The organism is Thermococcus prieurii (assembly GCF_054657655.1).
The window spans coordinates 637,886-660,771 of sequence record NZ_BAAHYH010000002.1 but is presented as its reverse complement, the minus strand read 5'-3'; the positions used below and the strand labels follow the sequence as shown (position 1 = coordinate 660,771).

19 protein-coding genes and 2 tRNA genes are annotated in these 22,886 nt (G+C 56.1%); 4 read left to right on the top strand and 17 right to left on the bottom strand.

Features of this window, described 5'->3' with window-relative positions; translation table 11 throughout:
• The first annotated feature begins 43 nt into the window (after window positions 1-43).
• Window positions 44-2,542: a maltodextrin phosphorylase gene (gene malP, locus ACYQ04_RS06825; RefSeq protein ID WP_460130021.1), complete on the top strand. Its 2,499-nt coding sequence runs from the start codon at window positions 44-46 to the stop codon at window positions 2,540-2,542.
• A 6-nt stretch (window positions 2,543-2,548) separates the two neighbouring features.
• On the opposite strand, the gene ACYQ04_RS06820 is transcribed toward malP, so the two are convergent.
• The gene (locus ACYQ04_RS06820; RefSeq protein ID WP_460130020.1) at window positions 2,549-4,267 is read right to left on the bottom strand and encodes a glutamate--tRNA ligase; all 1,719 of its coding nucleotides are present in this window, start codon (window positions 4,265-4,267) and stop codon (window positions 2,549-2,551) included.
• Window positions 4,268-4,376: 109 nt separating this feature from the next.
• Between ACYQ04_RS06820 and ACYQ04_RS06815 the strand changes: the two genes are divergently transcribed.
• The gene (locus ACYQ04_RS06815) at window positions 4,377-5,105 is read left to right on the top strand and encodes a hypothetical protein (RefSeq protein ID WP_460128330.1); all 729 of its coding nucleotides are present in this window, start codon (window positions 4,377-4,379) and stop codon (window positions 5,103-5,105) included.
• On the opposite strand, the gene dnaG is transcribed toward ACYQ04_RS06815, so the two are convergent.
• The 7 genes from dnaG to ACYQ04_RS06780 all read right to left on the bottom strand — a co-directional run bounded on the left by dnaG (window position 5,106) and on the right by ACYQ04_RS06780 (window position 9,895).
• Window positions 5,106-6,491 carry a DNA primase DnaG gene (gene dnaG, locus ACYQ04_RS06810; protein ID WP_460128328.1) on the bottom strand — a complete coding sequence of 462 codons (1,386 nt, stop codon included), beginning with the start codon at window positions 6,489-6,491 and terminating at the stop codon, window positions 5,106-5,108.
• A complete protein-coding gene (locus ACYQ04_RS06805; RefSeq protein WP_099210109.1) occupies window positions 6,488-6,889 on the bottom strand; it encodes a toprim domain-containing protein in 402 nt (133 codons plus the stop codon). The genes dnaG and ACYQ04_RS06805 overlap by 4 nt, the downstream gene beginning before the upstream one ends.
• A gap of 46 nt (window positions 6,890-6,935) precedes the next feature.
• Window positions 6,936-8,210 (bottom strand): TIGR04013 family B12-binding domain/radical SAM domain-containing protein, encoded by a 1,275-nt coding sequence (locus tag ACYQ04_RS06800; RefSeq protein WP_460128325.1) that lies wholly within the window; start codon window positions 8,208-8,210, stop codon window positions 6,936-6,938.
• Between the two features lie 68 nt (window positions 8,211-8,278).
• Entirely contained in the window at window positions 8,279-8,482 is a 204-nt protein-coding gene (hpkA, locus tag ACYQ04_RS06795; protein WP_099210113.1) for an archaeal histone HpkA, read from the bottom strand.
• A 276-nt stretch (window positions 8,483-8,758) separates the two neighbouring features.
• A complete protein-coding gene (gene dcd / locus ACYQ04_RS06790; protein ID WP_460128324.1) occupies window positions 8,759-9,238 on the bottom strand; it encodes a dCTP deaminase in 480 nt (159 codons plus the stop codon).
• A gap of 477 nt (window positions 9,239-9,715) precedes the next feature.
• Window positions 9,716-9,790 (bottom strand) — tRNA-Cys (locus ACYQ04_RS06785).
• A 19-nt stretch (window positions 9,791-9,809) separates the two neighbouring features.
• Window positions 9,810-9,895, bottom strand: a tRNA-Ser gene (locus tag ACYQ04_RS06780).
• 87 nt (window positions 9,896-9,982) lie between these two features.
• Between ACYQ04_RS06780 and ACYQ04_RS06775 the strand changes: the two genes are divergently transcribed.
• Window positions 9,983-11,233 carry an Nre family DNA repair protein gene (locus ACYQ04_RS06775; RefSeq protein WP_460128322.1) on the top strand — a complete coding sequence of 417 codons (1,251 nt, stop codon included), beginning with the start codon at window positions 9,983-9,985 and terminating at the stop codon, window positions 11,231-11,233.
• A 74-nt stretch (window positions 11,234-11,307) separates the two neighbouring features.
• Entirely contained in the window at window positions 11,308-12,426 is a 1,119-nt protein-coding gene (locus ACYQ04_RS06770) for an alkaline phosphatase family protein (RefSeq protein WP_460130019.1), read from the top strand.
• A gap of 115 nt (window positions 12,427-12,541) precedes the next feature.
• On the opposite strand, the gene rpsG is transcribed toward ACYQ04_RS06770, so the two are convergent.
• The 9 genes from rpsG to pdo all read right to left on the bottom strand — a co-directional run bounded on the left by rpsG (window position 12,542) and on the right by pdo (window position 22,875).
• Window positions 12,542-13,189: a 30S ribosomal protein S7 gene (gene rpsG / locus ACYQ04_RS06765; RefSeq protein WP_460128320.1), complete on the bottom strand. Its 648-nt coding sequence runs from the start codon at window positions 13,187-13,189 to the stop codon at window positions 12,542-12,544.
• Between the two features lie 6 nt (window positions 13,190-13,195).
• On the bottom strand, window positions 13,196-13,639 hold the full coding sequence (locus tag ACYQ04_RS06760; protein ID WP_042688992.1) for a 30S ribosomal protein S12: 444 nt from the start codon (window positions 13,637-13,639) through the stop codon (window positions 13,196-13,198).
• Window positions 13,640-13,649: 10 nt separating this feature from the next.
• Complete coding sequence (locus tag ACYQ04_RS06755) at window positions 13,650-14,087, bottom strand: NusA-like transcription termination signal-binding factor (RefSeq protein ID WP_042688991.1); 438 nt, start codon at window positions 14,085-14,087, stop codon at window positions 13,650-13,652.
• A complete protein-coding gene (locus ACYQ04_RS06750; RefSeq protein ID WP_099210129.1) occupies window positions 14,087-14,395 on the bottom strand; it encodes a 50S ribosomal protein L30e in 309 nt (102 codons plus the stop codon). Before ACYQ04_RS06750 ends, ACYQ04_RS06755 begins: the two co-directional genes overlap by 1 nt.
• A 13-nt stretch (window positions 14,396-14,408) precedes the next feature.
• Window positions 14,409-15,584 carry a DNA-directed RNA polymerase subunit A'' gene (rpoA2, locus tag ACYQ04_RS06745; RefSeq protein WP_460130016.1) on the bottom strand — a complete coding sequence of 392 codons (1,176 nt, stop codon included), beginning with the start codon at window positions 15,582-15,584 and terminating at the stop codon, window positions 14,409-14,411.
• A gap of 5 nt (window positions 15,585-15,589) precedes the next feature.
• Entirely contained in the window at window positions 15,590-18,307 is a 2,718-nt protein-coding gene (locus tag ACYQ04_RS06740) for a DNA-directed RNA polymerase subunit A' (RefSeq protein ID WP_460128319.1), read from the bottom strand.
• Between the two features lie 5 nt (window positions 18,308-18,312).
• Entirely contained in the window at window positions 18,313-21,684 is a 3,372-nt protein-coding gene (locus ACYQ04_RS06735) for a DNA-directed RNA polymerase subunit B (RefSeq protein WP_460128316.1), read from the bottom strand.
• Between the two features lie 18 nt (window positions 21,685-21,702).
• Complete coding sequence (locus tag ACYQ04_RS06730; protein ID WP_042688985.1) at window positions 21,703-21,951, bottom strand: DNA-directed RNA polymerase subunit H; 249 nt, start codon at window positions 21,949-21,951, stop codon at window positions 21,703-21,705.
• A 243-nt stretch (window positions 21,952-22,194) separates the two neighbouring features.
• Complete coding sequence (gene pdo / locus ACYQ04_RS06725) at window positions 22,195-22,875, bottom strand: protein disulfide oxidoreductase (protein ID WP_460128314.1); 681 nt, start codon at window positions 22,873-22,875, stop codon at window positions 22,195-22,197.
• Window positions 22,876-22,886: the final 11 nt, after the last annotated feature.

Sequence of the window (22,886 nt, the reverse complement as noted above, 5' to 3'; positions counted from 1 at the left end):
GTTTTTAAGGTCGCGGTGAGAAGTATCACCATCGGTGGTTTCTATGGCTAAAGTTGACGAGTGCACTTACGAGAGGATTCGTGAGAGAGTCCCCAGTCCGCTCAAGGGACTCGCGGATTTGGCCTACAATTACTGGTGGAGCTGGAACAGGAGGGCGACGAAGCTCTGGGAGAAGATAGACCCCGAGCACTGGGCCGAGTACAAGAACCCGGTGAAGCTACTCCTCGACACGCCCCCCCACAGGTTCCGCGAGCTCCTTCGTGATGACGATTTCATGAACCTCTACGAGCTCGTCATGGAGCAGTTCGAGGACTACATGAACCCGGACTCAACCTGGTTCTCGACCAACTACCCCAAGTGGGACAAGCCGATTGTATATCTCTGCATGGAGTACGGCATAAGCAAGAGCCTGCCGATTTACTCCGGCGGGCTCGGTATCTTGGCCGGAGACCACGTCAAGACCGCGAGCGACCTTGGCTTGCCATTCATAGCCGTCGGCCTGCTCTACAAGCACGGCTATTTCAGGCAGGAGATAGATGAAAACGGCAATCAGATTGAGGTTTTCCCGGAGTACAGACCCGAGGAAATGCCGATAAAGCCCGTCCTCGACAGGAACGGTGAAAGACTCCTGATAGAGGTGCCGATAGAGGACAGGACTGTCTACGCAAGGGCCTTCGAGGTTCAGGTCGGCAGGGTGAGAATTTACCTCCTCGACACGGACGTCCCCGAGAACGACGAGGACGACAGGAAGATATGCGACTACCTCTACAACGCCGAGATGGACAAGAGGATAAAGCAGGAAATCCTCCTCGGCATCGGTGGAATGAGGCTGTTAAAAGCCTTGGGAATAGAGCCCGGCGTCGTCCACCTCAACGAGGGGCATCCGGCCTTCGCGAACCTCCAGAGGATTGCATGGCTCATGGAGGAGGGCCTCACGTTCACCGAGGCGCTGAGCGTCGTCAGAGGGACGACGGTCTTCACGACTCACACACCCGTTCCGGCCGGCCACGACAGGTTTCCGATTGAGGAGGTTCGGAAACGACTCGCCAAGTTCCTCGAAGGCAGGGAAGAGCTCCTCGAACTCGGCAGGGAGGGGGACCACCTCAACATGACCCTACTCGCGATTAGAACGTCGAGCTACGTTAACGGTGTCAGCAGACTGCACGCAGAAGTGAGCAGAAGGATGTGGCAGGACCTCTGGCCTGGAGTTCCACTCGACGAGATACCCATCGAACCAATAACCAACGGCGTCCACACGATGACGTGGGTTCACAACGAGATGAGGAAGCTCTTCGACCGCTACATCGGCAAGGTCTGGCGCGAGCACACGAACCTTGAAGGTATCTGGTACGCCGTCGAGAGGATTCCCGATGAGGAGCTCTGGGAAGCCCACCTCGAGGCTAAGAGGCAGTTCATCGAGCTCCTCAGGAGGAAGGCGATGGAGCGGAACGAGCGTCTCGGAACCGACGACCCGATTCCGGCCATAGATGAGAACGCGCTCATAATAGGCTTCGCGAGGCGCTTTGCAACATACAAGCGCGCGGTTCTTCTTCTCACGGACCTTGACAGGCTCAGAAAGCTCCTGAACGACCCGACGAGGCCCGTCTATATCGTCTTCGGCGGAAAGGCCCACCCCAACGACTGGGGAGGAAAGGAGTTCCTGAGGAGGATTTACGAGGTCAGCAAGATGCCCGAGTTCAGGGGCAAGATATTCGTCATGGAAAACTACGACATGGGAAGCGCGAGGCTGATGGTTGCAGGTGTCGACGTCTGGCTGAACACGCCGAGGCGGCCCCTCGAGGCCAGCGGGACGAGCGGAATGAAAGCAGGATTGAACGGGGTTTTGAACGCGAGCATATTCGACGGCTGGTGGGTCGAGGGCTACAACGGAAAGAACGGCTGGGTCATAGGCGAGGAGAGCACAGAGCCGGAGAGCGAGGCCGACGACGTTAAAGATGCCCAGGCCCTCTACGACCTCCTTGAGAGGGAGATAATCCCGACCTACTACGGCAACAGGCCGAAGTGGATTTACATGATGAAGGAGAGCATAAAGAGCATCGCCCCTCGCTTCAGCACCCACAGGATGGTCAAGGAGTACATGGACAAGTTCTACTCAAAGGCCATGAGCAACCACATATGGCTCACGAGGGAGAACTATCGGGGCGCGAGGGAGATAGCCGAGTGGAAGGACCGCGTAACCGAGTCGTGGCCGAAGGTGGGCTTCGTTGACGTTAGGGTCTTCGACGACCGCTCCGGCCTCGAGGTGACGGTGGACCTCGACGGACTGAACCCGGAAGACGTCCGCGTCGAGCTCTACTACGGGGTCCGGGCTGAGGGATACCACATAGAGAAGCCCCACATCGTCGAGCTCAGGCATCCGAAGCGGCTCGAAGGTGGAAAGTGGCTCTACACATATCACGGAAGCGCGCTGAGACACCTCGGCGACCCCTGCTGGCACTACGCCCTGAGGGTTTACCCGCACCATGAGAAGCTTCCCCACAAGTTCCTGCTCGGACTTATAAAATGGAGAGGGCTGGATTGAAAAGAATCACTTGTGGGCGAAAATCGCCCTGACCTTTCCATCTTTTACCTCGTCTATTCTCACGAAGCCGAAGCGCTCGAACTGAACGACGTCATCGACCTTAACGTCGGCGTCGCTTTCAAGGAGTCCCTCCCTGATGACCAGCTCCTCGCCCTCGGGAACCCAGACCTCGCAGGGCTTGCCCTCGGTGACCCAGTGAACCATCCTCCACCTGTTCTTTCTGGCCACCTCGTAGTCCACACTGTGGAACCTCGCCTTAATGCCTTCTTCGCCCACCTCAAGGATTTCGACGTTGAAGAGGTCCTTAAGGCGAACGAAGTTGCCTGGCTTGAAGAGCTCCATGTCGTCCCTCGAAACGTAGACCGGCTTTCCGGGGACGAATTTGAGCCTCCTAACGCCCCTCTCAGGGTGGTCCGGGTGGAGCGGAATCTCAGCCACGAACTCCTCGTCATAGCCCTCTATGTAAATTGGAATCGGGTCAGCGACGAAGAAGTAGCGGTTTGCTATTGGCTCGATTATGCGCCTGTTTATGGCGGCGAGGTTGTCCCAGCTTATTGTTGTGTCACTCCTCTTAAGCCCAACCTCGATTATTAGCTCCCTTATCGCCTCAGGCCTTATTCCGCGCCTCCTCAGGGCCCTAATCGTTCCGAGCCTCGGGTCGTCCCAGCCGAGGTATTTACCTTCCTCGATGCCCTTCCTCGTCTTGGACTTGCTGAGGATAACGCCCTCGATGCTCAGCCTGCCGTGGTGCACCGTAACCGGGTATTCCCAGCCGAGGTACTCGTAAACGTACCTCTGTCTCGTCTCGTTCTCGGCGTGCTCCTGCCCGCGAAAGATGTGCGTGACGCCGAGCTCGTGGTCGTCTATAGCCGAGGCGAAGTTGTAGAGGGGCCAGACGCGGTACTTGTTGCCCGTCCTCGGGTGGTCGGGGTTGTCTATTATCCTGAGCGCCGGCCAGTCCCTAACGGCGGGATTCGGGTGATTGAGGTCGGTCTTTATTCTGACGACAGCTTCGCCCTCCCTGTACTCGCCGTTTAGCATCTTCCTCCAGCGTTCGAGTTGAACCTCAACCGGCTCGTCCCGGTGAGGGCAGGCTATTCCCTTGTCGCGGAGCTCACGGAACTTCTCCGGCGGGCAGGTGCAGACGTATGCCTTGCCCATCTTTATCAGCTTCTCGGCGTAGTCGTAGTATATCTCAAGCCTGTCGCTCGCTATGTGTATCTCATCAATCTTGAAGCCGAGCCACTCAAGGTCCTCCTTAATCCACTCGTAGAAAATCGGCTCCGGCCTCTTGACCTTGGGGTCGGTGTCGTCGAAGCGGAGTATGAACTTGCCGTCGTACATCCTCGCGTACTCGTGGCTCAGAATAGCTGCCCTCGCGTTTCCGAGGTGGAAGGCACCGTCGGGATTGGGCGCGAAGCGGGTGACGACCTTTCCCTTCTCCGCCTTGGGAAGCGGGGGAAGGCCCTTCTTCTCCTCCTTCTTGGTCTTCTTCTCCTCGAAAAACTCGGGGTAAATCTCCCTCAGCTTCGCCGCCTGCTCCTCAAGGGAGAGGGTGTTTACCTTCTCGACTATCTCGTTCACGAGAGGGATTATCTCCTTTGCCCTCGGCCTCAGCTCGGGGTTCTCACCGAGGACCTTCCCTATGACTGCCTTCGGATTCGCCTTTCCCTTGTGGGTGTAGGCGTTGATGAGCGCGTACTTCCAAATTAGTTCCTCCACCATCTCGACCACCTGTGTGGGAATGGGGAAAGCGGTTATAAAGGTTAGTCCAAAATTCCAAAAGAGGGATAAATCTAAACGTTAAAATCTAGTTTACGAACGTTACGGTGGGGTGACCATGGAGCTTCTGAGCACTGGAATCAGGAGACTCGACCGTGCAATCGGGGGAGGCCTGATTCCAAATGGCAACCTCTTGATAATTCACAACACCTACTCAACCGGCTGGACAATAGCCTTTGAGATTATGAGAAATCGAGTTGAGATGGGAGACTTTGGAGTTGTAACGAACACCGTTTTGCCTCTCTCCACGCTGGAAATTGAGCTCGTTCCCTCCGGCGTTGACCTCCGCACCCTTGGTGAAAGTGGAGACCTGGCAGTCATAGACGTCTTCGGCTCCCTTCACGGTATCAAATACAATGAAGACTTCGTTTACTCCGGGGAGAACCTCTCAGCGGACACGTTCGTTCCCAAGTATTCAATGCTGTTCAGGACAATTGAACAGGAAAAAATGGACGACCAGCGGGTTGTCCGCGTGGATTTCACACTCGATGGCTTTGCGTTTTTCCTGGGGGAGAGGAACACACTGAGAATATTTCAGAGGTTCATGGCACTTAGCGAAGCAGACGGTAGGGAATCTATAAACCTGTGGATTCTCAACAGGGACAGAACCTCGGAAAAGTTCCTGTCGTGGTTCTCGCTTTACGCTCACTACGTCGTTGAAGTCGTTTCTAGGGAAGGTATGGGAGAACAGCTTTACGTGAGGAAAAGCCCCCTCCTGTACACCCCAAGAGAGAAGGGAATGTCAATAGAAAGGGGGAGGAGCGGAGTAATCCTCCGCTAATCACTCGGCGAAGGTTATTATCTTGAGCTGGACGGGCCTTCTAACGACGTTGTACTTCCTCGCGCCGATTAGGTAGCGAACGCCGGTTTCGCTGACTGTGTCGATGAGCCTCTGGGTGATGACGCCGTTGAAGACGACCGCGTAAACGTCCTTGCGCTCCTTGAGCTGGTTTGTGAGCTCCCTGACTGGAATCTCCGCTATGACGTTTTTGTTCTCGTCGAGAAGGAGTGCTATCCCGTCCTTCTTAACGCGCTCGATGAACTCGCCGAACTCCTCGAGCTCTGGAACGCGGGCCTTCTCGATGGGCTTGACTATCTTCTCCTCCTTGGGCTCAGGCCTCTCGACCTTCTCGGGCTTCTCCGGCTTTTTCTCCTCGACCTTGGCGGGGACTACCCTCGGCTCCCTCGGCTCGACCTTCCTTGGCTCGGGCTTCCGCTCTTCCCTTTCCCTTATCAGCTCGTAGAAGCTCTTGCCCTTGTTGAACATCTCGTTGATGACCTGCTCGGCCGGAACCTTGCTCCTTAGGGCCTTGACTATCTCTTTCTTGGTGAGTTCCTCGACTTCCTTGCCCTCAGGGGCACGGGCAACGTAATCCACATCGGCAACCTGGAGGAGCTCCTTGAGTATGAGTTCTCCACCGCGGTCGCCGTCGGTGAAGGCGGTAACTATTCTCTCCTTGCTGAGCTTGATTATGGTTTCAGGAATCGAGGTTCCCTCGACCGCTATCGCGTTCTTTATGCCGTGCTTGAGCAGGTTGAGGACGTCGGCCCTTCCCTCAACGACGATGATTGAGTCGGAGAACGGAACGTGAGGCCCTGCGGGGAGCTTCTCCGGCCCGTACTCGATGAGCTCTTTCGCCCTAACGGCCTTCTTGACCTCCTCGGTGAGCTCCTGAGTCTCGGGAATCTCCTGCTCCATGAGGGTTTCGAGTATCTCCTTGGCCCTCTCGATGATGTACTTCCTCTTGGTTGCCCTGACGTCCTCTATGCGGAGGACCCTTATCTTAGCCTCAGCCGGACCAACGCGGTCGATGGTTTCAAGCGCCGCGGCGAGGATAGCCGTCTCGACCCTGTCGAGGCTCGACGGGACGGTAATGGTTCCATAGGTCTTGCCGGCCTTGTTGTGAACCTCGACGCGAATCCTGCCAATCCTTCCGGTCTTCTGGAGCTCCCTCAGGTCGAGGTCGTCTCCTAAGAGACCTTCAGTCTGTCCGAAAATAGCACCAACAACGTCGGGCCTTTCGACGATGCCGTTAGCCTCAAACTCGGCGTAGATGACGTATTTGGTCGTTCCGAACTCGTCCTTTCCTGACATGAAACCACCCTCTTTAGCCTTTTTTCGTTTTTCAGCCAAAACCTGCTGGAGTATCGTCTTCTTTCTCTTCATCGAATCCCCTCCAGCCGGGGGTCAGAAACGGAGATTACCTTCAAATAGAGGCCGTAGAGGTCTTCAATGCCCTTGATGTCCTTTTTGACCAGCTTTTTGAGCTCCTTCCGGGTTTCTGCGTCCACCCTGCAGGGGTAGCCGGCCAGGTAGCGGAGGAGCTTTTTGGCCAGCTCCTCCCCCTTTCTGTCAAAGTCCGTGAGTATCTTGACTTCGCCGTAGGATGAGGCGATGAGCGCGACCTCTGGTAGAGGCAGGCGGGAGAGCCTGATTATCTCCGCTCTGACCCCCAGATTCCTCAGAGCCACCTCGTCTCGCATGCCCTCAACGATGAGGGCGCCTTCAAACTCTCGCAGTTCGTCTATAAGCTCCAGGAATCTTTTATAGTTTTCGGCGTACATAACGCCCTCGCCCTTCAGTACTCCGTGAAGTTAAAAGCTTTTGGGTTCAGCAGACCGGGTTTATACTCCCGTGGTAGCTCATCGGCTCCTCGTAGAACTCCTCTATCAGCTTCTGGAGCCTTTTTGAAAGCCCTATCTGAATCCCCCACGAGCCCTCTATTTTTCCCTTGGCAGCCATTCTGCCGAGGAACTTCTTCATCTCCTCGCTCAGTGGACTCGGCTTGCACCGCGCCCAGGGAGTTCCCGGAAGGGGCATGAAGTAGTGTGCCCTAACCTTTCCGCCCTTCCCCATAATCCACTTCATCAGTTCGATGCTCCTCCTCTGGCTCTCCTCGCCCTCGTTCGGCAGGCCGACGATGAAGTCAACGACCGGCTCGAAGCCGTACTCGAGCATGTACTCGACCGCTCGCTGAACGTGTTCAACCCTGTGAAGCCTGTGCATAGCCTTTAGCATCGCGTCATCCCCGCTCTGCGCTCCTATTGCTAACCTCCTGTTGTCGGCGTAGTCAATGAGGAGCTCAAGGGTCTCGGGCAGGACGAATTCAGGCCGAACCTCGCTCGGAAACGTCCCGTAGAATAGCCTCCTGCCCTCTTTCCTGAGGGGTTGCAGAGCTTTAAGCAGGGCCTCGAGCTTGTTGAGCTTGAGTATAGCTCCCGGAGAACCGTAGGCGAAGGCGTTCGGCGTTATGTAGCGCATGTCCTTCATTCTCCGTGAGTACTTCACAATCTGGTCTATGGGCCTGTGCCTCATGCGGAAGCCCTTGATGTAGGGGGTTTGACAGTAGTAGCAGCGGAAGGGACAGCCCCTGCTTATCTCTATCGGCGAAATCAGACGAACGCTCTCTGGATACGGCGGAAAGCGCCAGAAGTCCTCGACCTTCGCGAAGCCGGTAAAGGTGAACTCGCCGTTTAGATAGAAGGCGAGACCCTTCACCTTGGCGAGCTCGGGGGTTACCCTGTGGTTCGTTCTCTTCAGGGTCGTTAAAAGCTGGTATATTACCTCCTCGCCCTCCCCGATGACGGCTACGTCAAAGCCGAGCTGATTCAAGGTATGTTTCGGCATCGCTATTGCATGATAACCCCCGGCGACGAGAATGGTTCCCCTCTCCTTCAAAAGCCGGACTTCCCTCGGGAGGTCGCCCCAGATTTCCTCCGTGAAGAAGGAGTAGAGGACGACTTTGGGTTTTGCCTTTAGAATCTCGTTGAAGTTCTTCGTTATGAGGAGCTCACTCAAATCGAAGCCCTGGCTCTCAAGGGCCCCGAGGAGATGAACGAAGGCGTTGTGGTTGCGCCTGGTCATCCGAACGGCTATTTCCGGCATGGTCGAAAGCGCGAGAAGAGGCTTAAAACGCTAACGGTCAGAAAGGGATGGAAAAGCCAAAAAGGCCATCAGGCCTTGATGGCGAGCTTGATGTCCTCGGCCTTGACGGTCTTCCTGCCGGCGTGCCTGGCGAACTCGTTGGCCTTCTTGGAGAGCTCGATGGCGTACTCCTCGAGGTACTCGGCAAGGACCTTGGCGGCCTCCTCGCTGACCCTCTCGGCACCGGCCTTCCTAATAAGTCTGTCAATCGGGGCAATTGGAAGCTCGGCCATTCACAACACCTCCGTAAAAGCTTTTTCGGTATTTTTTAAGCAATTCGAGGTATATAAAGCTTTCGGTAAAAACGGCCTCTGGAGCCCCCAAATCCGGTGTACACCTAAGTATCAATGTCGTTTTGTCACGGGAAAAATCTACCGGGTGCTGGACATCGTAGGATTTACGACAATTGTTAAAAGAGGATAAAAAGACACCACCCAGATACGGCCCCTAAATCCAGACGATAGCCCGGAAATTATACCTTTTGACACTTCCGGACAAATGGATTCAATTCATCCAAGTTTCTTGGCCCTACGCTTTGAGAGGGCGATTCCAGCGCTTCCCTGGTACCTTCCGCGGTAAGGGCTCCTCGCGGGACCTTCAAGGCGGATGAAGGCAATCTGAACAAAGCGCTCCCCATGGGAGAGCTCAACGGGCTCATTAGAGGCGTTGTAGATGCCGAGGGTCAGCTTTCCATCCCAGCCAGGGTCCACCCACGCAAAAGACCCGATAAGCCCCTCCCTCGCGAGACTGCTCCTTAGCTTCATGTCTCCCATGACGTCGTCGGGAAGTTTGATTCGCTCGAGGGTTAAGACAAGCGCATACGTCTTGGGAGGGAGTACAATGGCCCCGAGCTCCTTGACGTTCAGGATTTCTCCGTTGATGTATGCCTCGTCTCCAACGCGGAGGTCGTAGCCGGCCGGCTGAAGCGATTCCTCGAAGAATGGCTCGATTAAAATCTCCCTTCTTATCTTCCAATCGGGGAGCATCATAGGAACCACCGCTGGGGATTTAAGGGGGTGATATAAAAACAATCCGGCCGATGTGTTTATGCTCCCTGGACTGAGTGGTTGGGCTGGCGCTGAGGGGTTTCGAGAGGCACCCTATCTGGGCTAGCAAGCTTTGCCTTCAGCCTTTGGGGAAGCTAGCGAAAGCGTCCTTCTGCCCAAGAGCAAAAAAGTAATTCACTAATCGAGGGGTAAGCTAAGAAGGGTTTAACACCAAAATAAAACCTCCTAAGTAGTTTAACTTTGTCATCGGCGTCCGAAGCACCTTTAAAGAGAGAAACACTCACAAGCAAGCTTTTGGGAAAAGATTGCCCAAAAAGTGTTAAACCCTCACAAGGGGCAGAGGTAGATTGGGGGTAATCCCCTTAAAAACCCGCCATCTCAAAAAGCATGCCTAATTTTGATGAAACTTCTGCTTGGCAAAAGTTTCCCCGCCAGCGCTTCCGTCAGGAAGGGATGATGTGGAGCCGGGACCGGGATTTGAACCCGGGTGGAAGGGATCTGCAGTCCCTCGCCTCGCCTCTAGGCTATCCCGGCATTGACCCAGAGAAGTTAATGGCGCCGCGGCGGGGATTTGAACCCCGGTGGGCACCGCCCACCGGCTTAGCAGGCCGGCGCCCTACCAGGCTAGGCTACCGCGGCACAGCACCCAGGTTATATGAGCCAGGGAGGGTTTTTAAGTTTTTTGGCAGGGCAAAGCTTTTACATCCTCGGGACAAGTCATCCCCAATGGTGGAGCTCTTCAACTCCAAGCTCTGCGCAGTCTGCAAGGGCCGAAAGCTCCTCTGCGGAAGGCCCACCTGCCCGATTCTCGAGCGCTTTAGGGTAGCCCGTACTGTGGAGCAGAAGCTCAACAAGAGGCACCTCTTCGGCTCTTCCCCACCCAGTATTTTCGTCGGCGAGTACGGCTACCCTAAGGTCAGAATCGGCCCGCTCGTTCCCCCAATCGAAGGAAACACCAGCCACCTCGACAGCCCACTGAAGTGGGAGGGCAAGACGATTCGCGATATCCTTTACTACCGCTCCCTCCTTGTCATGGGCGAGACGAAGGCCGATGTAGACGTAAGGAAGAGCGGAAGGATTTTGAGCGAGGTCCAGGAATTGGCGATGTCAATAAAACCCGTGGACAGCGAGGTAATCCTCAAAAGAAAGCCGGTGCTCAAAGTTCTTCCAAGCGAGTTCGCCCCACCCATCGGGCCTAAAGCGGAACTCCTCGACTTCGAGCTGACCGAGAACCCGAGGATACCTAGGAGGACCGACTACGTGGTGAGCGACGAGCTGAAGGCCGAACAGGCAATAATGCGCCTCTATAACTGGGGCTTCGACGAGTACTACATAATACGCCTTCTCTCCGCCGGGTTACTTGGAATTGAGAGGAAGCTCGTCCCGACGCGGTGGAGCATCACAGCGGTTCAGGACACCATAGGCAAGAACCTGAGGCGCGAGATTCTGCACTACCCTGAGATAAACGACTACGAGGTTTACTTCTACCGCTTCCTCGGCAACCGCTACGTAGTTCTGCTGATGCCTCAGTCTTACGCCTTCGAGCTTTTGGAGGTCTGGCTGAAGGGTTCGCTCTTCGGTAGCGAGAGGCCGAGCGTGATTCACGATTACGAGGACTTCCGCGGGAGGAAGGAGTACGTCAAGGAAACGGCCGGCGCGTACCATTCAGCTCGCCTGAGCGTCCTCGAAGCCCTCAGAGCGAGAAGAAGACAGGCGCGGGCAGTCGTCTTCCGAGAAGTTACGCCCGAGTACTACGCCCCCGTCGGCGTCTGGCAGATTCGCCTCGGCGTGAAGAAAGCTTTGAGCAATCCAATCGGCCGTTTCGAGACGCTTAACGAGGCCCTCGACGCGATACGGAGAAGGCTTGAGCACCCCTTCGAGGAGTACCTCAAGAGGAGCTACATCTTGGGAAGCCTCGCAAGGCAGAAGACGCTCGACGAATGGCTCGGAAAGAATTTATACAGGATTGACCAATGAAGCCCGGTGAATGATGACCACTCCATCCCACTGAGCGGTGATGAGTGCACGTCAGGCTGACACCGGTGATGGAAATGAGAAAAAAGCTCGTCCTGATAAGCCTCGACGGCTGCGGCGTTTACAACCTCAAGCACATGCCCTTCCTGAGCGAGTTGGCAGAAACAGGGAGCTTTGCTGTCGTGGATTCCATCTTTCCGACGCTGACGGATTTAGTGCATACAAGCGTGATGACCGGTGTCTGGCCGAGGGACCACGGCGTCGTTGAGAACGGCTACTACGACAGGCTAACCGATAGAAAGGTGAACTTCTACGACTACGAGGTCGCTTTTAACCCACACAAGGTCATTAAGGCACCGACAATCGTTGATATACTTCGCCAAAGGGGGGTTAGAACGGCGAGCGTTTCGGGCTACACGATGCCCCCCTTCAGCGGAACCGACGTGAGGATTTTCCCTCCTTTCTTCGCGAGCGACAAGATGTACAGACAGCACGGGCGCGACTGGAGGAAAGACGTGTGGGTTCTAAACTCGGCCCTTTACCTATACGAGGAGTGCAAACCTGACCTGCTCCTCGTCCACTTCGCCTCGATAGACGGAATGAGCCACGACCACGGGCCGTTGAGTGAGGGTGCGCTCAAGGCCGTGCACACCGTTGACACGGCAGTTAGGACGCTGTGGGAGCGCCTCAAGGATGAGTACGCCTTCATAATCTTCGCCGACCACGGGCAGGAGGAAGTTCACACGTGGGTGAACCTGAAAACCTATCTCAGAAAGCACGGAATTGAAACGCTCCGCGTTTCTTCTGGAGGAGGCGTTCACGTCTATTTGAGGAACCCGAACGAGGCTGAGGAAGCCTTTGAAGTCCTGAGGAGGGCGCCGGGGGTTAATGTCGTCTTCTTCCGCGAGGACTTACCTCATCTCAACAGCCCGAACAGCGGGGAGCTGATTGTCTGTGCCAAACCCGGCTACTGGTTCTGCTCTCACAGGATGTGCAAGGGGATAAAGGGGGTAAGCCACTGGGTCAAGGGCATGCACGGCTCGATGAACGAACCTGTGATGAAGGTCCCGCTGATTCTCTGGGGGTTTGAGAAAGTTAAGCTCGACGAGTCGAGCCTCATGGACATAGCGCCGACGGTTCTGAAGTTCTTTGGAGTTGAGAAGCCGGGAAACATGGTGGGGAAGAGTTTGGTTTAGTGAATCATGGCACGCTCCTGAAGGCTTTAAGAAGTCGAACCTGATAGCTCTACTCCGCACAAAACCCCTAACAACGAGACAAGAAAAGCGGAAGAGTAAAAGAAGCCTCCAGCCCTCAGCGGGAGGACTGGGCAATCCTCTCGATTTCTTCCTTCTTGCTGTAGGCGAAGCTCTTCGGGTCCTTGTTGGCCGCGGCAATGATTTCCTCAGCCAGGGCCTGGGCGAAGGTGGTCTTGTTGCGGTAGCACTTTATGCTCGCACCGAGGGCGATGTTCTTCAGAGCTATGTCGAGCCTCCTGAGCGGGGAAACGTCAACGGCCATGTGGTAGCGGATTCCACCAAAGGCGATGGTGGTCGTGTCCTCCCTCGGGGCGGAGTTCTCGATGGCCCTTATGAGAACCTGAATCGGGTTCTGCTTGGTTCTCCTCTCGATAATCATGAAGGCCTCCTTGACGACCTCGTAGGCCTTCATCTTCTTGCTCATTATCGAGCGGTGTTCCCTTCTCATGAAGTGACCGCCGGCCTTGAAGTGGCTGGCACCGCTCCTCATGACCTTGTTGATGAGCCTCTCGACGATGTGAACCTGGGCCTTGCCGAAGGGCTTCTTGGCGTGCCTGCCGTGGCTGTGCGGGAGGATTCTCGCATCGAGGTTTATGTAGGGCCTCAGCGAGGGGTCGTTGACGGTGACGTCCTCAACTGTCCAGCGTCCCATAACCTTGAGCTCCTTCGGGATGAAAAAGCGCTCGGTGAGTGGCTTGGCCATTCTCCTTCACCTCCTCGGCTTCTCCTTCCTTCCCTTGACGAGCTCCTTCAGTGAGACCCTGTTGACCTTGACGACCTTGTAGCGGATTCCGGGGATATCACCCATCGAACCGCCCTTAGGACCGCCGATTCCCTCGATGATGACTTCATCGTGCTCGTCGATGTGGTTTATGGCACCGTCACCGGGAGTGAAGGCGGTGACGACCTTACCGTTCTTGATGAGCTGAACACGAACCGCCTTACGCATTCCCGAGTTCGGCTGCTTGGCCTCGACGGCTATCTTCTCAAGGACGATTCCCCTGGCCTGCGGAGCTCCCTCGAGCGGGTCGCTCTTCTCCTTGAGGCGGAGAACTCTCCTCTTGTAGCGAATGTCGCTCCAGCGGAACTTCTTCCTCTTGAGCTTGAGCTTTCTACCGGCAAATTCACCATACGGAGCCTTCTTTCCGGGCATGAACATCACCTCAAATTATAATCACGTCGTGAATGCCGTGGTGTCTCTCCATCAACTCTTTCACGAGGTTTATGTTCTGGCCGCCCCTTCCGATTGCCCTCGGCTTGTCGCGCGGGCCGATGTCGAGGAGGGCGACCTTCTTACCGTCCTTCTTCTCGGTGATATGAACCTTTTTAACCTTAACCCCAAGGCTCTTATAAATGTTCCTCAGGAACTCCTCCGGGTTCTCGGAGTGCTCTATGAGCTCGATGTCCTTGCCGAGCATGTTCTGGACGCGCTTAACGTTCGAGCCCTTCTTTCCGAGGGCAAGACCCATCTCACCCTTCTTGATGACGTAGATGAGCCTGTTCCTGTTGGTGTCAATGAGGCAGTCGAGCACTGTTGCCCCGGTCATGCTCTCGAAGAGCGCTATGTACTTTATCTGGTCTGTGTTGAGCTTGAGCGGCATCACTCCTTACCCCCGGCAAGGGCGAGTATCTTGCTCTCGCCCGGGTCGATTATCGCGAGGGCCGAGACGGTGTGGGGCCTTCCGAGGAGGGTTCCGAGCTCGACGCTGGTCCCCTCAAACTCGTAAACCGGGATTCCACTGAGCTTGGCGTAGTAGTAGATGTCCTCCTTGATGTCCGGCCTCGCGTTCTTAGCGACGATAATCATCTTTGCCCCGCCAACCTTGGCGTACTGGATGCTCTTCTTGGCTCCCATCACTATCTTACCCGTGTCCTGGGCTTTCCTAAGCTCAAAGGCGAAGTCAACCATTAACTACACCTCCCTACTCCCTTTTCGGTCTCAGGGGGAGATTCATTGCCAGCTTGACGATTCCCGTACCGACGGGCACGGGCTGGCCGATGAGGACGTTCTCAACGACACCGTTGAGCGGGTCTGTCTCTCCCCTCTCGGCGGCCTCGAACAGGTGCTGGGTCGTAATCTCGAAGGCCGCCCTTGCTAAGACGCTCGCCTTCTCCCCGACGACACCGTGCCTGCCTATCGGCAGGATGACGCCGTCGAGGGTCATCATGTCGGCGACGAGCATGATGTGCCTGACGTCAACCTCAAGACCCTGCTCGCGCATCGTGTTGACGATTTCCTCGATGATTGCGTTGCGAGCTGCCTCAATTCCGAGCACCTGTGCAATCTCGTGGATGTTGTTGGTCCTCGTCCTGGTCGGGTCGACGCCGGGAACCTTGAGGACCTGCTTGAAGTTCGAGCCCTCGGTGTATATCACGTACTCGTCGCCTTCCTTCCTTATGATGGTCTTTCCGACGCCCGAGAGACCCTTAAGGCGGTGCTTTTTAACCTTTTCGGCAAGCCTTCTCAGGTCTGAGAGCTTCTTTATCTTCTTGGGCCTCACAATGAGCGTGTATCCATCAACCTCGAACTCGGCGCTCTTGAATGAGCTCTCAAGCTTTCTCTTGACGCGCTCCATGTCAAGGCCGGCCTTCTCGAGCCTCTCAGGGTCAATCTCAACTATGAACTCGAAGTTGAGTATGTCTATGGTTTCTTCCCTCGCGAGGTTCTCAAGGCTCGTTCCCTCAATCTTTCTCGCAACTTCAAGGGCCTTCTCGCGGTCATAGCGGTGCTTCTCGTCGAGGTAGACGGTCATTATCGGCGTTGACGGGTTCTTTCTGGCGTCGACAATCTCGATAATCCTCGGCAGACCGAGGGTGACGTTGATTTCCGCGACACCGGCGTAGTGGAAGGTGTTGAGGGTCATCTGGGTTGAGGGCTCACCTATGGACTGCGCCGCGACGGTTCCTATCGCCTCCCCAGGCTCAACGAGGGCGTTCTGGTACTCCTTGACGGTTTCCTCGATGATTGCCTCAACCTCGGCCTTCTTGAGGTCGTACTTCTCGTTGTACTTCAGGAGCTTCTGGTAGAGCTCGTCCTTAACGCTCTTCGGAAGGTCGGCCTTCTCGATGAGGTTCTTTATAGTTCTCTCGGAAACCATGAGCATCACCCCTTGGCACGGGTCTTCAACAGGGTCCTGATTATAACCCTGTCAACGTCAACGGTCTTGCCTCCCCAGCTCTTCATCGGGTCAACGCCGTCCTCTCCATAGCGGAACTGGACGATGATTCCGGTCGGGTCTCTCACCGTTCCGTCGTAGTCGACCTTGAGGTCCTGGAGGGCGTTGATTAACCTTCTCTGCATGTAACCGCTCTGCGCTGTCCTGACGGCGGTGTCGACCAGTCCCTCACGTCCACCCATGGCGTGGAAGAAGTACTCCTGTGGCGTGAGACCGCTCTTGTAGGAGTTGATGACGAATCCCTTGGCCCTGGCTCCCAGGTCGCCGGGCTTGAAGTGAGTGAGAACTCTTCCGCGGTAGCCACGGTAGAGGCGCTTTCCACGGATTGACTGCTGACCGAGCATCGCCGCCATCTGGGTGATGTTAAGTATCTTACCCCTCGCTCCAGTCTTGGCCATGATGACTGCGTGGTTGCTCATACCAAGGTATCTCTCTGCGACCTTACCGGCGTTGTCACGCGCTTCCGCTAAGACGGCCATTATCTTGCTCTCAAGGGTCTCCTCAAGGGTCTTACCTGGGAGCGGTTCGAGCTCGCCGCGCTTGTAGGCTTCGATGAGCCTGTTCACCTTCTCCTCAGCGTCACGGATGATTTCCTTAATCCTATCAAGGGCCTCCTGCGGGAGGTCCTCGTCGTCTATGGCTGTGGTGAAGCCCTTGTGCGTGATGACCCATATCGTCAGCTTGGTGACCTGGTCGAGGAACTGCCTGGCCCTCTCGACGCCGTACTCCCTCACTATGAGGTCGAGGAGCTTTCCGTCCTCCCTACCGTAGGCCTTCTTGTCTATCGCACCGCTGAGGAGCTTTCCGTTCTGGATGTAGACGAAACCGTCGTAGGCAAGCTTCCTAACTTCCTCCGGGTCTGGAACGAGCTTCTCCTCAATGAGCTTTTCGAGTGCCTCACAGCGCTCGGGCTCGTCACAGAGCTTGTTGCGGTACCAGATGGTCAGGTCGTCCGGAAGGAGGAGCGAGAATATCGTCTTTCCGCTCCAGAGCTCAACGCCGTTCTCGACCTTGTCGGGTTCGGGGAGCTCCTCAACGTCCACACCTGCGAACATGAGCATCTGCTCAACCTCTGAGCGGGTGAAGTAAGCTCCCTCGCGCGTGAGAAGGTAGCCGCCGGAGATGTGGTCCTGGATTCCAGCGATGAGCGGACCTCCGTACCTCGGCGAGATTATGTGGTTCTGGACCTCCATGAGTATCTTCGCCTCAGCCTGGGCCTCCTCCGTCTGGGGCACGTGGAGGTTCATCTCGTCACCGTCGAAATCGGCGTTGTAGGGCGGGCAGACGGCAAGGTTGAGGCGGAAGGTTCTGTAGGGCATGACTCTGACGCGGTGGGCCATTATGCTCATTCTGTGGAGTGAAGGCTGTCTGTTGAAGAGAACTATGTCGCCGTCCTCAAGGTGCCTCTCAACGGTCCAGCCGATGTCGAGCCTCTCGGCTATGAGCTCAAGGTTGTTCTCCATGAGGCGGATTCTCCTTCCCTCAGGGTCGATGACGTAGTTGGCTCCGGGATACTTCTCGGGGCCGTTGAGAACCCTCTGCTTGAGCTTCTCAAAGTTGAACTCGGTGACCTTCTCGGGAACTGTGAGCTCCATGGCGACCGCCATAGGAACGCCGACCTCGTTGATGCTTATCATCGGGTCCGGGCTGATAACCGTACGGGCCGAGAAGTTGACGCGCTTACCGCTGAGGTTTCCACGGAAGCGGCCTTCTTTACCCTTCAAACGCTGGGCGAGGGTCTTCAGGGGCCTTCCGCTCTTGTGCTTGGCTGGCGGGATTCCAGAGGTCTCGTTGTTGATGTAAGTTGTAACGTGGTACTGGAGGAGGTCCCAGAGGTCCTCAATAATCAGCTGAGGTGCTCCGGCCTCGATGTTGCTCTTGAGCCTGTTGTTGATACGGATGATATCGACCAGCTTGTGAGTGAGGTCGTCCTCGGCGCGAATACCGCTCTCAAGCGTGATTGACGGCCTCATAGTGACCGGCGGGACGGGCAGGACGGTGAGAACCATCCACTCGGGGCGGGCCTTCTCGGGGTGGAGTCCGAGGAGTGGCAGGTCCTTGTCTGGTATCTTCTCGAGCCTGTCCCTGACCTCGCTCGGCATCATCCTGTGCTTGTACTCGTTACCTTCTTCGTCCTTCCTGAGCTCCCAGTAGATGGTGGGCCTCTCGAACTTAATCGGGAACTGCGGCGCTCCACAGTGAGGGCAGACCATCCTCTCCTTGGCCTTCTTGTGAATCTCCTTGATGAGCCTGTCCTTGGCCTTCTTCCTGTCGCCAACGACCTCGAACTTCTTCATGTACTCCTCTATCTCCTCGTCGGTGAGCTTTATCCTGCCACACTCACGGCAGGTGCTTTCGAGAACCCTGTGAATGGTCTTGGCGAATCCGACGTGAATGACAGGTCTCGCGAGCTCGACGTGGCCGAAGTGGCCGGGACACTCGCCGGCCCTTGCCCCACAGGTCTCACACCTAAGACCCGGGTCGATGACACCGAGCCTCTTGTCCATGAGGCCACCTTCGATGGGGTAACCGTCATCGTCGTAGGTGTCCGGGACGGTAATCTCCGCCGCGCTCATCTTTCTGATTTCCTGGGGTGAGAGTATTCCGAACTCGATACTCCCGATGACCTTTTTCATCGACTGCATGGCCATCACACCCTATCCTTCAACTTGAGGGAAGGCCTAATCACCATCGCCTTCAGCTCGTCGAGGAGCAGTTTAAACGCGTAGCTCATCTCGACCTTGCTTATCTTCTCCTCCTCGCCACAGACCGGACAGTAGACCTTACCGCGACGCTTGTCCTCAAGTGCCAGGTGTCCGCAGTTCTCACAGACCCAGACCTCAGTCTTGTCGCTCTCCTCAAGGAGACGCTCGATGAGCAACATCGCCGCGCCGTGGCCGATGAGGACGTCACGCTCCATCTCACCGAACCTGAGACCACCCTCGCGGGCCCTTCCCTCGGTCGGCTGCTTGGTGAGAACCTGAACCGGACCCCTGCTCCTCGCGTGCATCTTGTCCGCGACCATGTGGTGGAGCCTCTGGTAGTAGATGACGCCTACGAATATGTCTGCCTCAAGTCTCCTGCCGGTTATGCCGTCGTACATAACTTCCCTTCCGCTGTGCTTGAAGCCGAGCTCCTCGAGCTCCTTCCTGAGCCTCTCCTCGGGTTCACCGATGAATGCAGTCCCGTCAACGCGCCTTCCCTTGAGTGAGGCGACCTTTCCGCCGATGGCCTCTATGAGCTGTCCGACGGTCATACGGCTCGGGATACCGTGCGGGTTGACTATGAGGTCCGGCACGATACCGCTCTCGGTCCAGGGCATGTCCTCCTGCGGGACGATTAAACCTATGACACCCTTCTGACCGTGCCTTGAAGCGAACTTGTCACCGAGTTCCGGAATGCGCAGGTCCCTGACGGTGACCTTGACGAGCTTGGTTCCGTCGCCGGTCTCGGTGACGATGACCTTGTCAACGATACCCCTCTCGCTCGGCCTGACCGTTACGCTCGTTTCTCTCCTTCCCTGGAGGGCCATTCCGCCGAGACCGCTCTGCTCCTCAAGGAACCTCGGCGGTGAGGTCCTTCCGACAAGGACGTCCTTGCCCTCAACTTTTGACTCCGGGAAGATGAGACCGTCCTCGTCGAGGTGCCTGTAATATTTCTCGCCGAGGTAGCCCTGTATCGTCGGGTCGGGAACCTCAAAGGTGTCCTTCTGGCCTCCAAGGTAGCGCTTCTCCTCTGCCTCATAGGTTCTGAAGAAGGTCGAACGAGCGAGACCGCGCTCGATTGAGGCCTTGTTGATGATTACAGCATCCTCCATGTTGTAGCCGTGGTAGCTGAGCACCGCAACGACGAAGTTCTGGCCGGCTGGCCTCTCCTCGAAACCGACGGCCTTCATTATGCGCGAGTTGACGAGCGGAACCTGCGGGTAGTGCATGAGGTGACCGCGGGTGTCAACTCTAATCCTGAAGTTGGCCCAGCCGAGGCCGAGGCTCTGCTTGGCCATACCCGCGCCGTAGGTGTTACGCGGGGCCGCGTTGTGCTCCGGGTAGGGAACGAGCGAAGCGGGAATACCGAGTATCGCGGCCGGCATGAGCTCGAGGTGGGTGTGCTCCTCGGTGACCTCCCAGGGCCAGGTTGCAACGTAGGCGTTCTCTTCCTCCTCCGCGTCGAGGTATTCAATGACGCCCATCTTCACGAGGTCGCTCCAGGTGAGCTGGCCGTTCTTAACGGCCTCGATGTGCTCGCGGGTGAGCTTGGGCTTGCCGTTCTCAACTATGATAAGGGGCCTCCTAACGCGACCGTCGTCGCTGTTGACGTAGATTTCCTTGACCTCCTCGTCCTCGTAGATGGCCACGTTTATGACCTCGCTTATCTTACCGCTCCTCCTGTCGGCCCTAATTCTGTCCACAAGAGCCTGGCCGTCCTCGATGGTTCCGATGAGAACACCGTTGAGGTAGACGCGGTAAAGACCCGGAGCTGGCCTTCTCTCCTCAATCGGGACTATGCCGAGCTTCATGAGGTACTCGCGGACCTCCTCCTCGGGAACGCCTGTGGTTATCTGGGACATCAAGGCAAGGTTTTTCACCAGACCACAGTTCGGGCCTTCAGGAGTCTCGGTTGGACAGATTCTTCCCCAGTGGGTTCCGTGCAAATCACGGGCCTCGAAGTGGGGCTGGTCCCTGCTGAGCGGTGAAGTCACGCGCCTGAGGTGCGAGAGGGTCGAGATGTAGTTGGTTCTGTCAAGGAGCTGGCTGACACCGGTTCTTCCACCGGGCCACGCACCGGTAGCTAACGCGTGCTCAATCCTTTCGCTGAGAACGTCGGGCCTTATCGAGTTTCTCACAAACCTCTGAACGTTCTCGAAGGTGTAGCGCTCGCCCTTCCTCTGGTAGGTCTTGGTCATCTGGTACTGCATGTCCTTGACGAGCTGGCCGAAGGCGATTCTGAAGAGGTCCTTGAGGAGGTCTCCGGCGAGCTTGAGCCTCTTGTTGGCGTAGTGGTCCTTGTCATCTTCACCGCGCAGGCCGAGCGAAAGCTCGAGAACCTTGAGGGCCATCATGCCGAGGTAGTAAGCTTTGGCCCTCCTCCTCTCGGGCTCGACGCCCATGTGCGGGAGGAGGTTGTTGTCTATGATGTGCTCGGCCCTCTTGAGCCTGTACTCCTTGGGCTGGCCCGGAAGCGAGAGCCTTCCTATGAGGTCCAAAGCTTCCTCCTGGGTTCTTATGTCGCTTGCATCCTCGAGGTTGTCGAAGAGAATCTGCTGAATCCTCGGGTCGTCGCTTACTGCCTCAACTATCTCCTTATCGCTGAGGAGACCGAGTGCTCTCATCACGTAGACGAACTTGACAGGCTTGGGAACGTTCGGGATAGAAACGTAAAGGATTCCATCCTTCTTCCTCTCGACGGTTATCAGGGCCCTGTAACCGTGCCTGTAGGAGAAGACCTTTGCTATAACGCGGTTCTGCCTTTCATCCCTCTCGACGAGGGTCTTGTTCGGGGCGAGGTCTTCGATAGAAACGATAACTCTCTCGGAACCGTTTATGATGAAGTATCCTCCCGGGTCCCTCGGGTCTTCCCCGAGCTTTATGAGTTCCTCATCGCTGAGACCGTAGAGACGGCAGGCCTTGGACTTGAGCATTATCGGTAGCTCACCGATGCGAACCTCCACAGGCTCCTGCTCGATGCCGTTGACGACGGGAATCATCTCAAGGTACAGCGGAGCGGAATAGGTTAGGTTCCTTATTCTCGCGTCCATCGGGTAGAGCGGTCTTCTCTGTCCCTGGGCCTCCTGGAACTCGGGCTCACCGAGCCTAATCCTTCCGAACTTGACCTCAAGGCCGGGAATATCGGGCTTGACGCCACCGAACTCGTTGACAACCTGCTGAAGTCCGTGGTCGATGAAGGCGTTGTAAGAATCGAGGTGCTGTCTCACAAGACCCTTTTCCTTCCAGTAGGATTCCATAACGAGCCAGAGCTCGTCCGGAGTTAGAGTGGGCTCGTTAACCGTAACTCCTCTGCTCATAAACTCTCACCCCTAAAATCAGTCCTCCACGACGAGGCGGTAATAGTAGTAGTAACCCGCCGTGGGGCTCTTCCTCTTTATCTCGATGACATCGCCGGGCTTGGCTCCAAGGGCAACGACAGCAGGGTCAGAAGCCTTAATCTGGGGAAGCTGGGAAATCCTAATCCTGTACTTCTTGAGGAGCTCCTCCTTCTCCTCCTCGCTGAGGATTCTGTGCTCGGGAACCAGCACGTGAGTGAATATATCAAACTCCTTTTTCGCCGCCACCGAGAATTGCCCCCTTAACGTTTTTTATTAGAACGATATCACTACCCCCACCTGCGGGTTCCGGTATATAAGCTTTTCGAGTGGTATCTCGGTGGAGAGGCTTTATATCGGTTGCGTAAAGTTTAAGAACCGTTTTTCAGCCCGTTTCGGTTCGTTGATGTATTGGATTGTTCATTTAACGCGGACGGGTTTGAAAAACCTTTTTAAACCATGGTCGCAGGCGGAAGGATAAAAGAGAAAGGCTCACTCCAGGGCGGAGAGAAGCTTCTCGAGGAACATCTTCTCCGGATAAGCACCCTCGAACTGAACCTTGTCCTCGCCGTCAACCTGGATGACTATCTTCGGGACGGCCATAACGCTGTACTGGTCGGCCCACTCCGGGTACTCGATAGCCTCGACCATGTCGCCGAGTATCTTGCCCTTGCCGGCGTTGGTGTTCTCGATGGCGAACTTGTGGGCCATCCTGACCGCGAGCGGGCAGTATGGGCAGGTCGGGGTTACAAAGACGAGTATTCTGACGTCCCTGTCAATCTTGGCGAGTTCCTCCTTGCTCTCGGGCATGAGGTCGGTAGTCATGTTGCTGACGTCAACGATGTCCTCAAGGAAGGCACCGAACTCGTGGCCAGCCGGAAGGCCGAAGAACCTGACACCGACGTCTTGGCCGTTTCTGGTTATGCTGACGGCAGGAGCGCGGTCAATCCTGTACTCCTCGGCCTTCTTCTTGCCCTCCTCGGTGTCGAAGTCTATGAACTCGTAGCTCAGCTTGTCGCTCAGCTCGGCAAGCTCCTGAACGAGTTGCTTGAGCTGGTCGCAGTACTGGCAGTGGTCCTTTCCCGTGAAGACCATGAGCTTAACCGGCTCGGTGAGCTTGGAGAAGAACTCCTCCTTTATTACCTTCTTGTCGGCATCGCTAATCAGTCCCATTCATCACACCT

Excerpts from the sequence above, each read along its gene's own strand:
- malP (WP_460130021.1), top strand. The coding sequence starts at position 44 with ATGGCTAAAGTTGACGAGTGCACTTACGAGAGGATTCGTGAGAGAGTC.
- ACYQ04_RS06820 (WP_460130020.1), bottom strand. The coding sequence starts at position 4,267 with ATGGTGGAGGAACTAATTTGGAAGTACGCGCTCATCAACGCCTACACC.
- dnaG (WP_460128328.1), bottom strand. The coding sequence starts at position 6,491 with ATGAAGAGAAAGAAGACGATACTCCAGCAGGTTTTGGCTGAAAAACGA.
- ACYQ04_RS06805 (WP_099210109.1), bottom strand. The coding sequence starts at position 6,889 with ATGTACGCCGAAAACTATAAAAGATTCCTGGAGCTTATAGACGAACTG.
- ACYQ04_RS06800 (WP_460128325.1), bottom strand. The coding sequence starts at position 8,210 with ATGCCGGAAATAGCCGTTCGGATGACCAGGCGCAACCACAACGCCTTC.
- hpkA (WP_099210113.1), bottom strand. The coding sequence starts at position 8,482 with ATGGCCGAGCTTCCAATTGCCCCGATTGACAGACTTATTAGGAAGGCC.
- dcd (WP_460128324.1), bottom strand. The coding sequence starts at position 9,238 with ATGATGCTCCCCGATTGGAAGATAAGAAGGGAGATTTTAATCGAGCCA.
- ACYQ04_RS06775 (WP_460128322.1), top strand. The coding sequence starts at position 9,983 with ATGGTGGAGCTCTTCAACTCCAAGCTCTGCGCAGTCTGCAAGGGCCGA.
- ACYQ04_RS06770 (WP_460130019.1), top strand. The coding sequence starts at position 11,308 with ATGAGAAAAAAGCTCGTCCTGATAAGCCTCGACGGCTGCGGCGTTTAC.
- rpsG (WP_460128320.1), bottom strand. The coding sequence starts at position 13,189 with ATGGCCAAGCCACTCACCGAGCGCTTTTTCATCCCGAAGGAGCTCAAG.
- ACYQ04_RS06760 (WP_042688992.1), bottom strand. The coding sequence starts at position 13,639 with ATGCCCGGAAAGAAGGCTCCGTATGGTGAATTTGCCGGTAGAAAGCTC.
- ACYQ04_RS06755 (WP_042688991.1), bottom strand. The coding sequence starts at position 14,087 with ATGCCGCTCAAGCTCAACACAGACCAGATAAAGTACATAGCGCTCTTC.
- ACYQ04_RS06750 (WP_099210129.1), bottom strand. The coding sequence starts at position 14,395 with ATGGTTGACTTCGCCTTTGAGCTTAGGAAAGCCCAGGACACGGGTAAG.
- rpoA2 (WP_460130016.1), bottom strand. The coding sequence starts at position 15,584 with ATGGTTTCCGAGAGAACTATAAAGAACCTCATCGAGAAGGCCGACCTT.
- ACYQ04_RS06740 (WP_460128319.1), bottom strand. The coding sequence starts at position 18,307 with ATGCAGTCGATGAAAAAGGTCATCGGGAGTATCGAGTTCGGAATACTC.
- ACYQ04_RS06735 (WP_460128316.1), bottom strand. The coding sequence starts at position 21,684 with ATGAGCAGAGGAGTTACGGTTAACGAGCCCACTCTAACTCCGGACGAG.
- pdo (WP_460128314.1), bottom strand. The coding sequence starts at position 22,875 with ATGGGACTGATTAGCGATGCCGACAAGAAGGTAATAAAGGAGGAGTTC.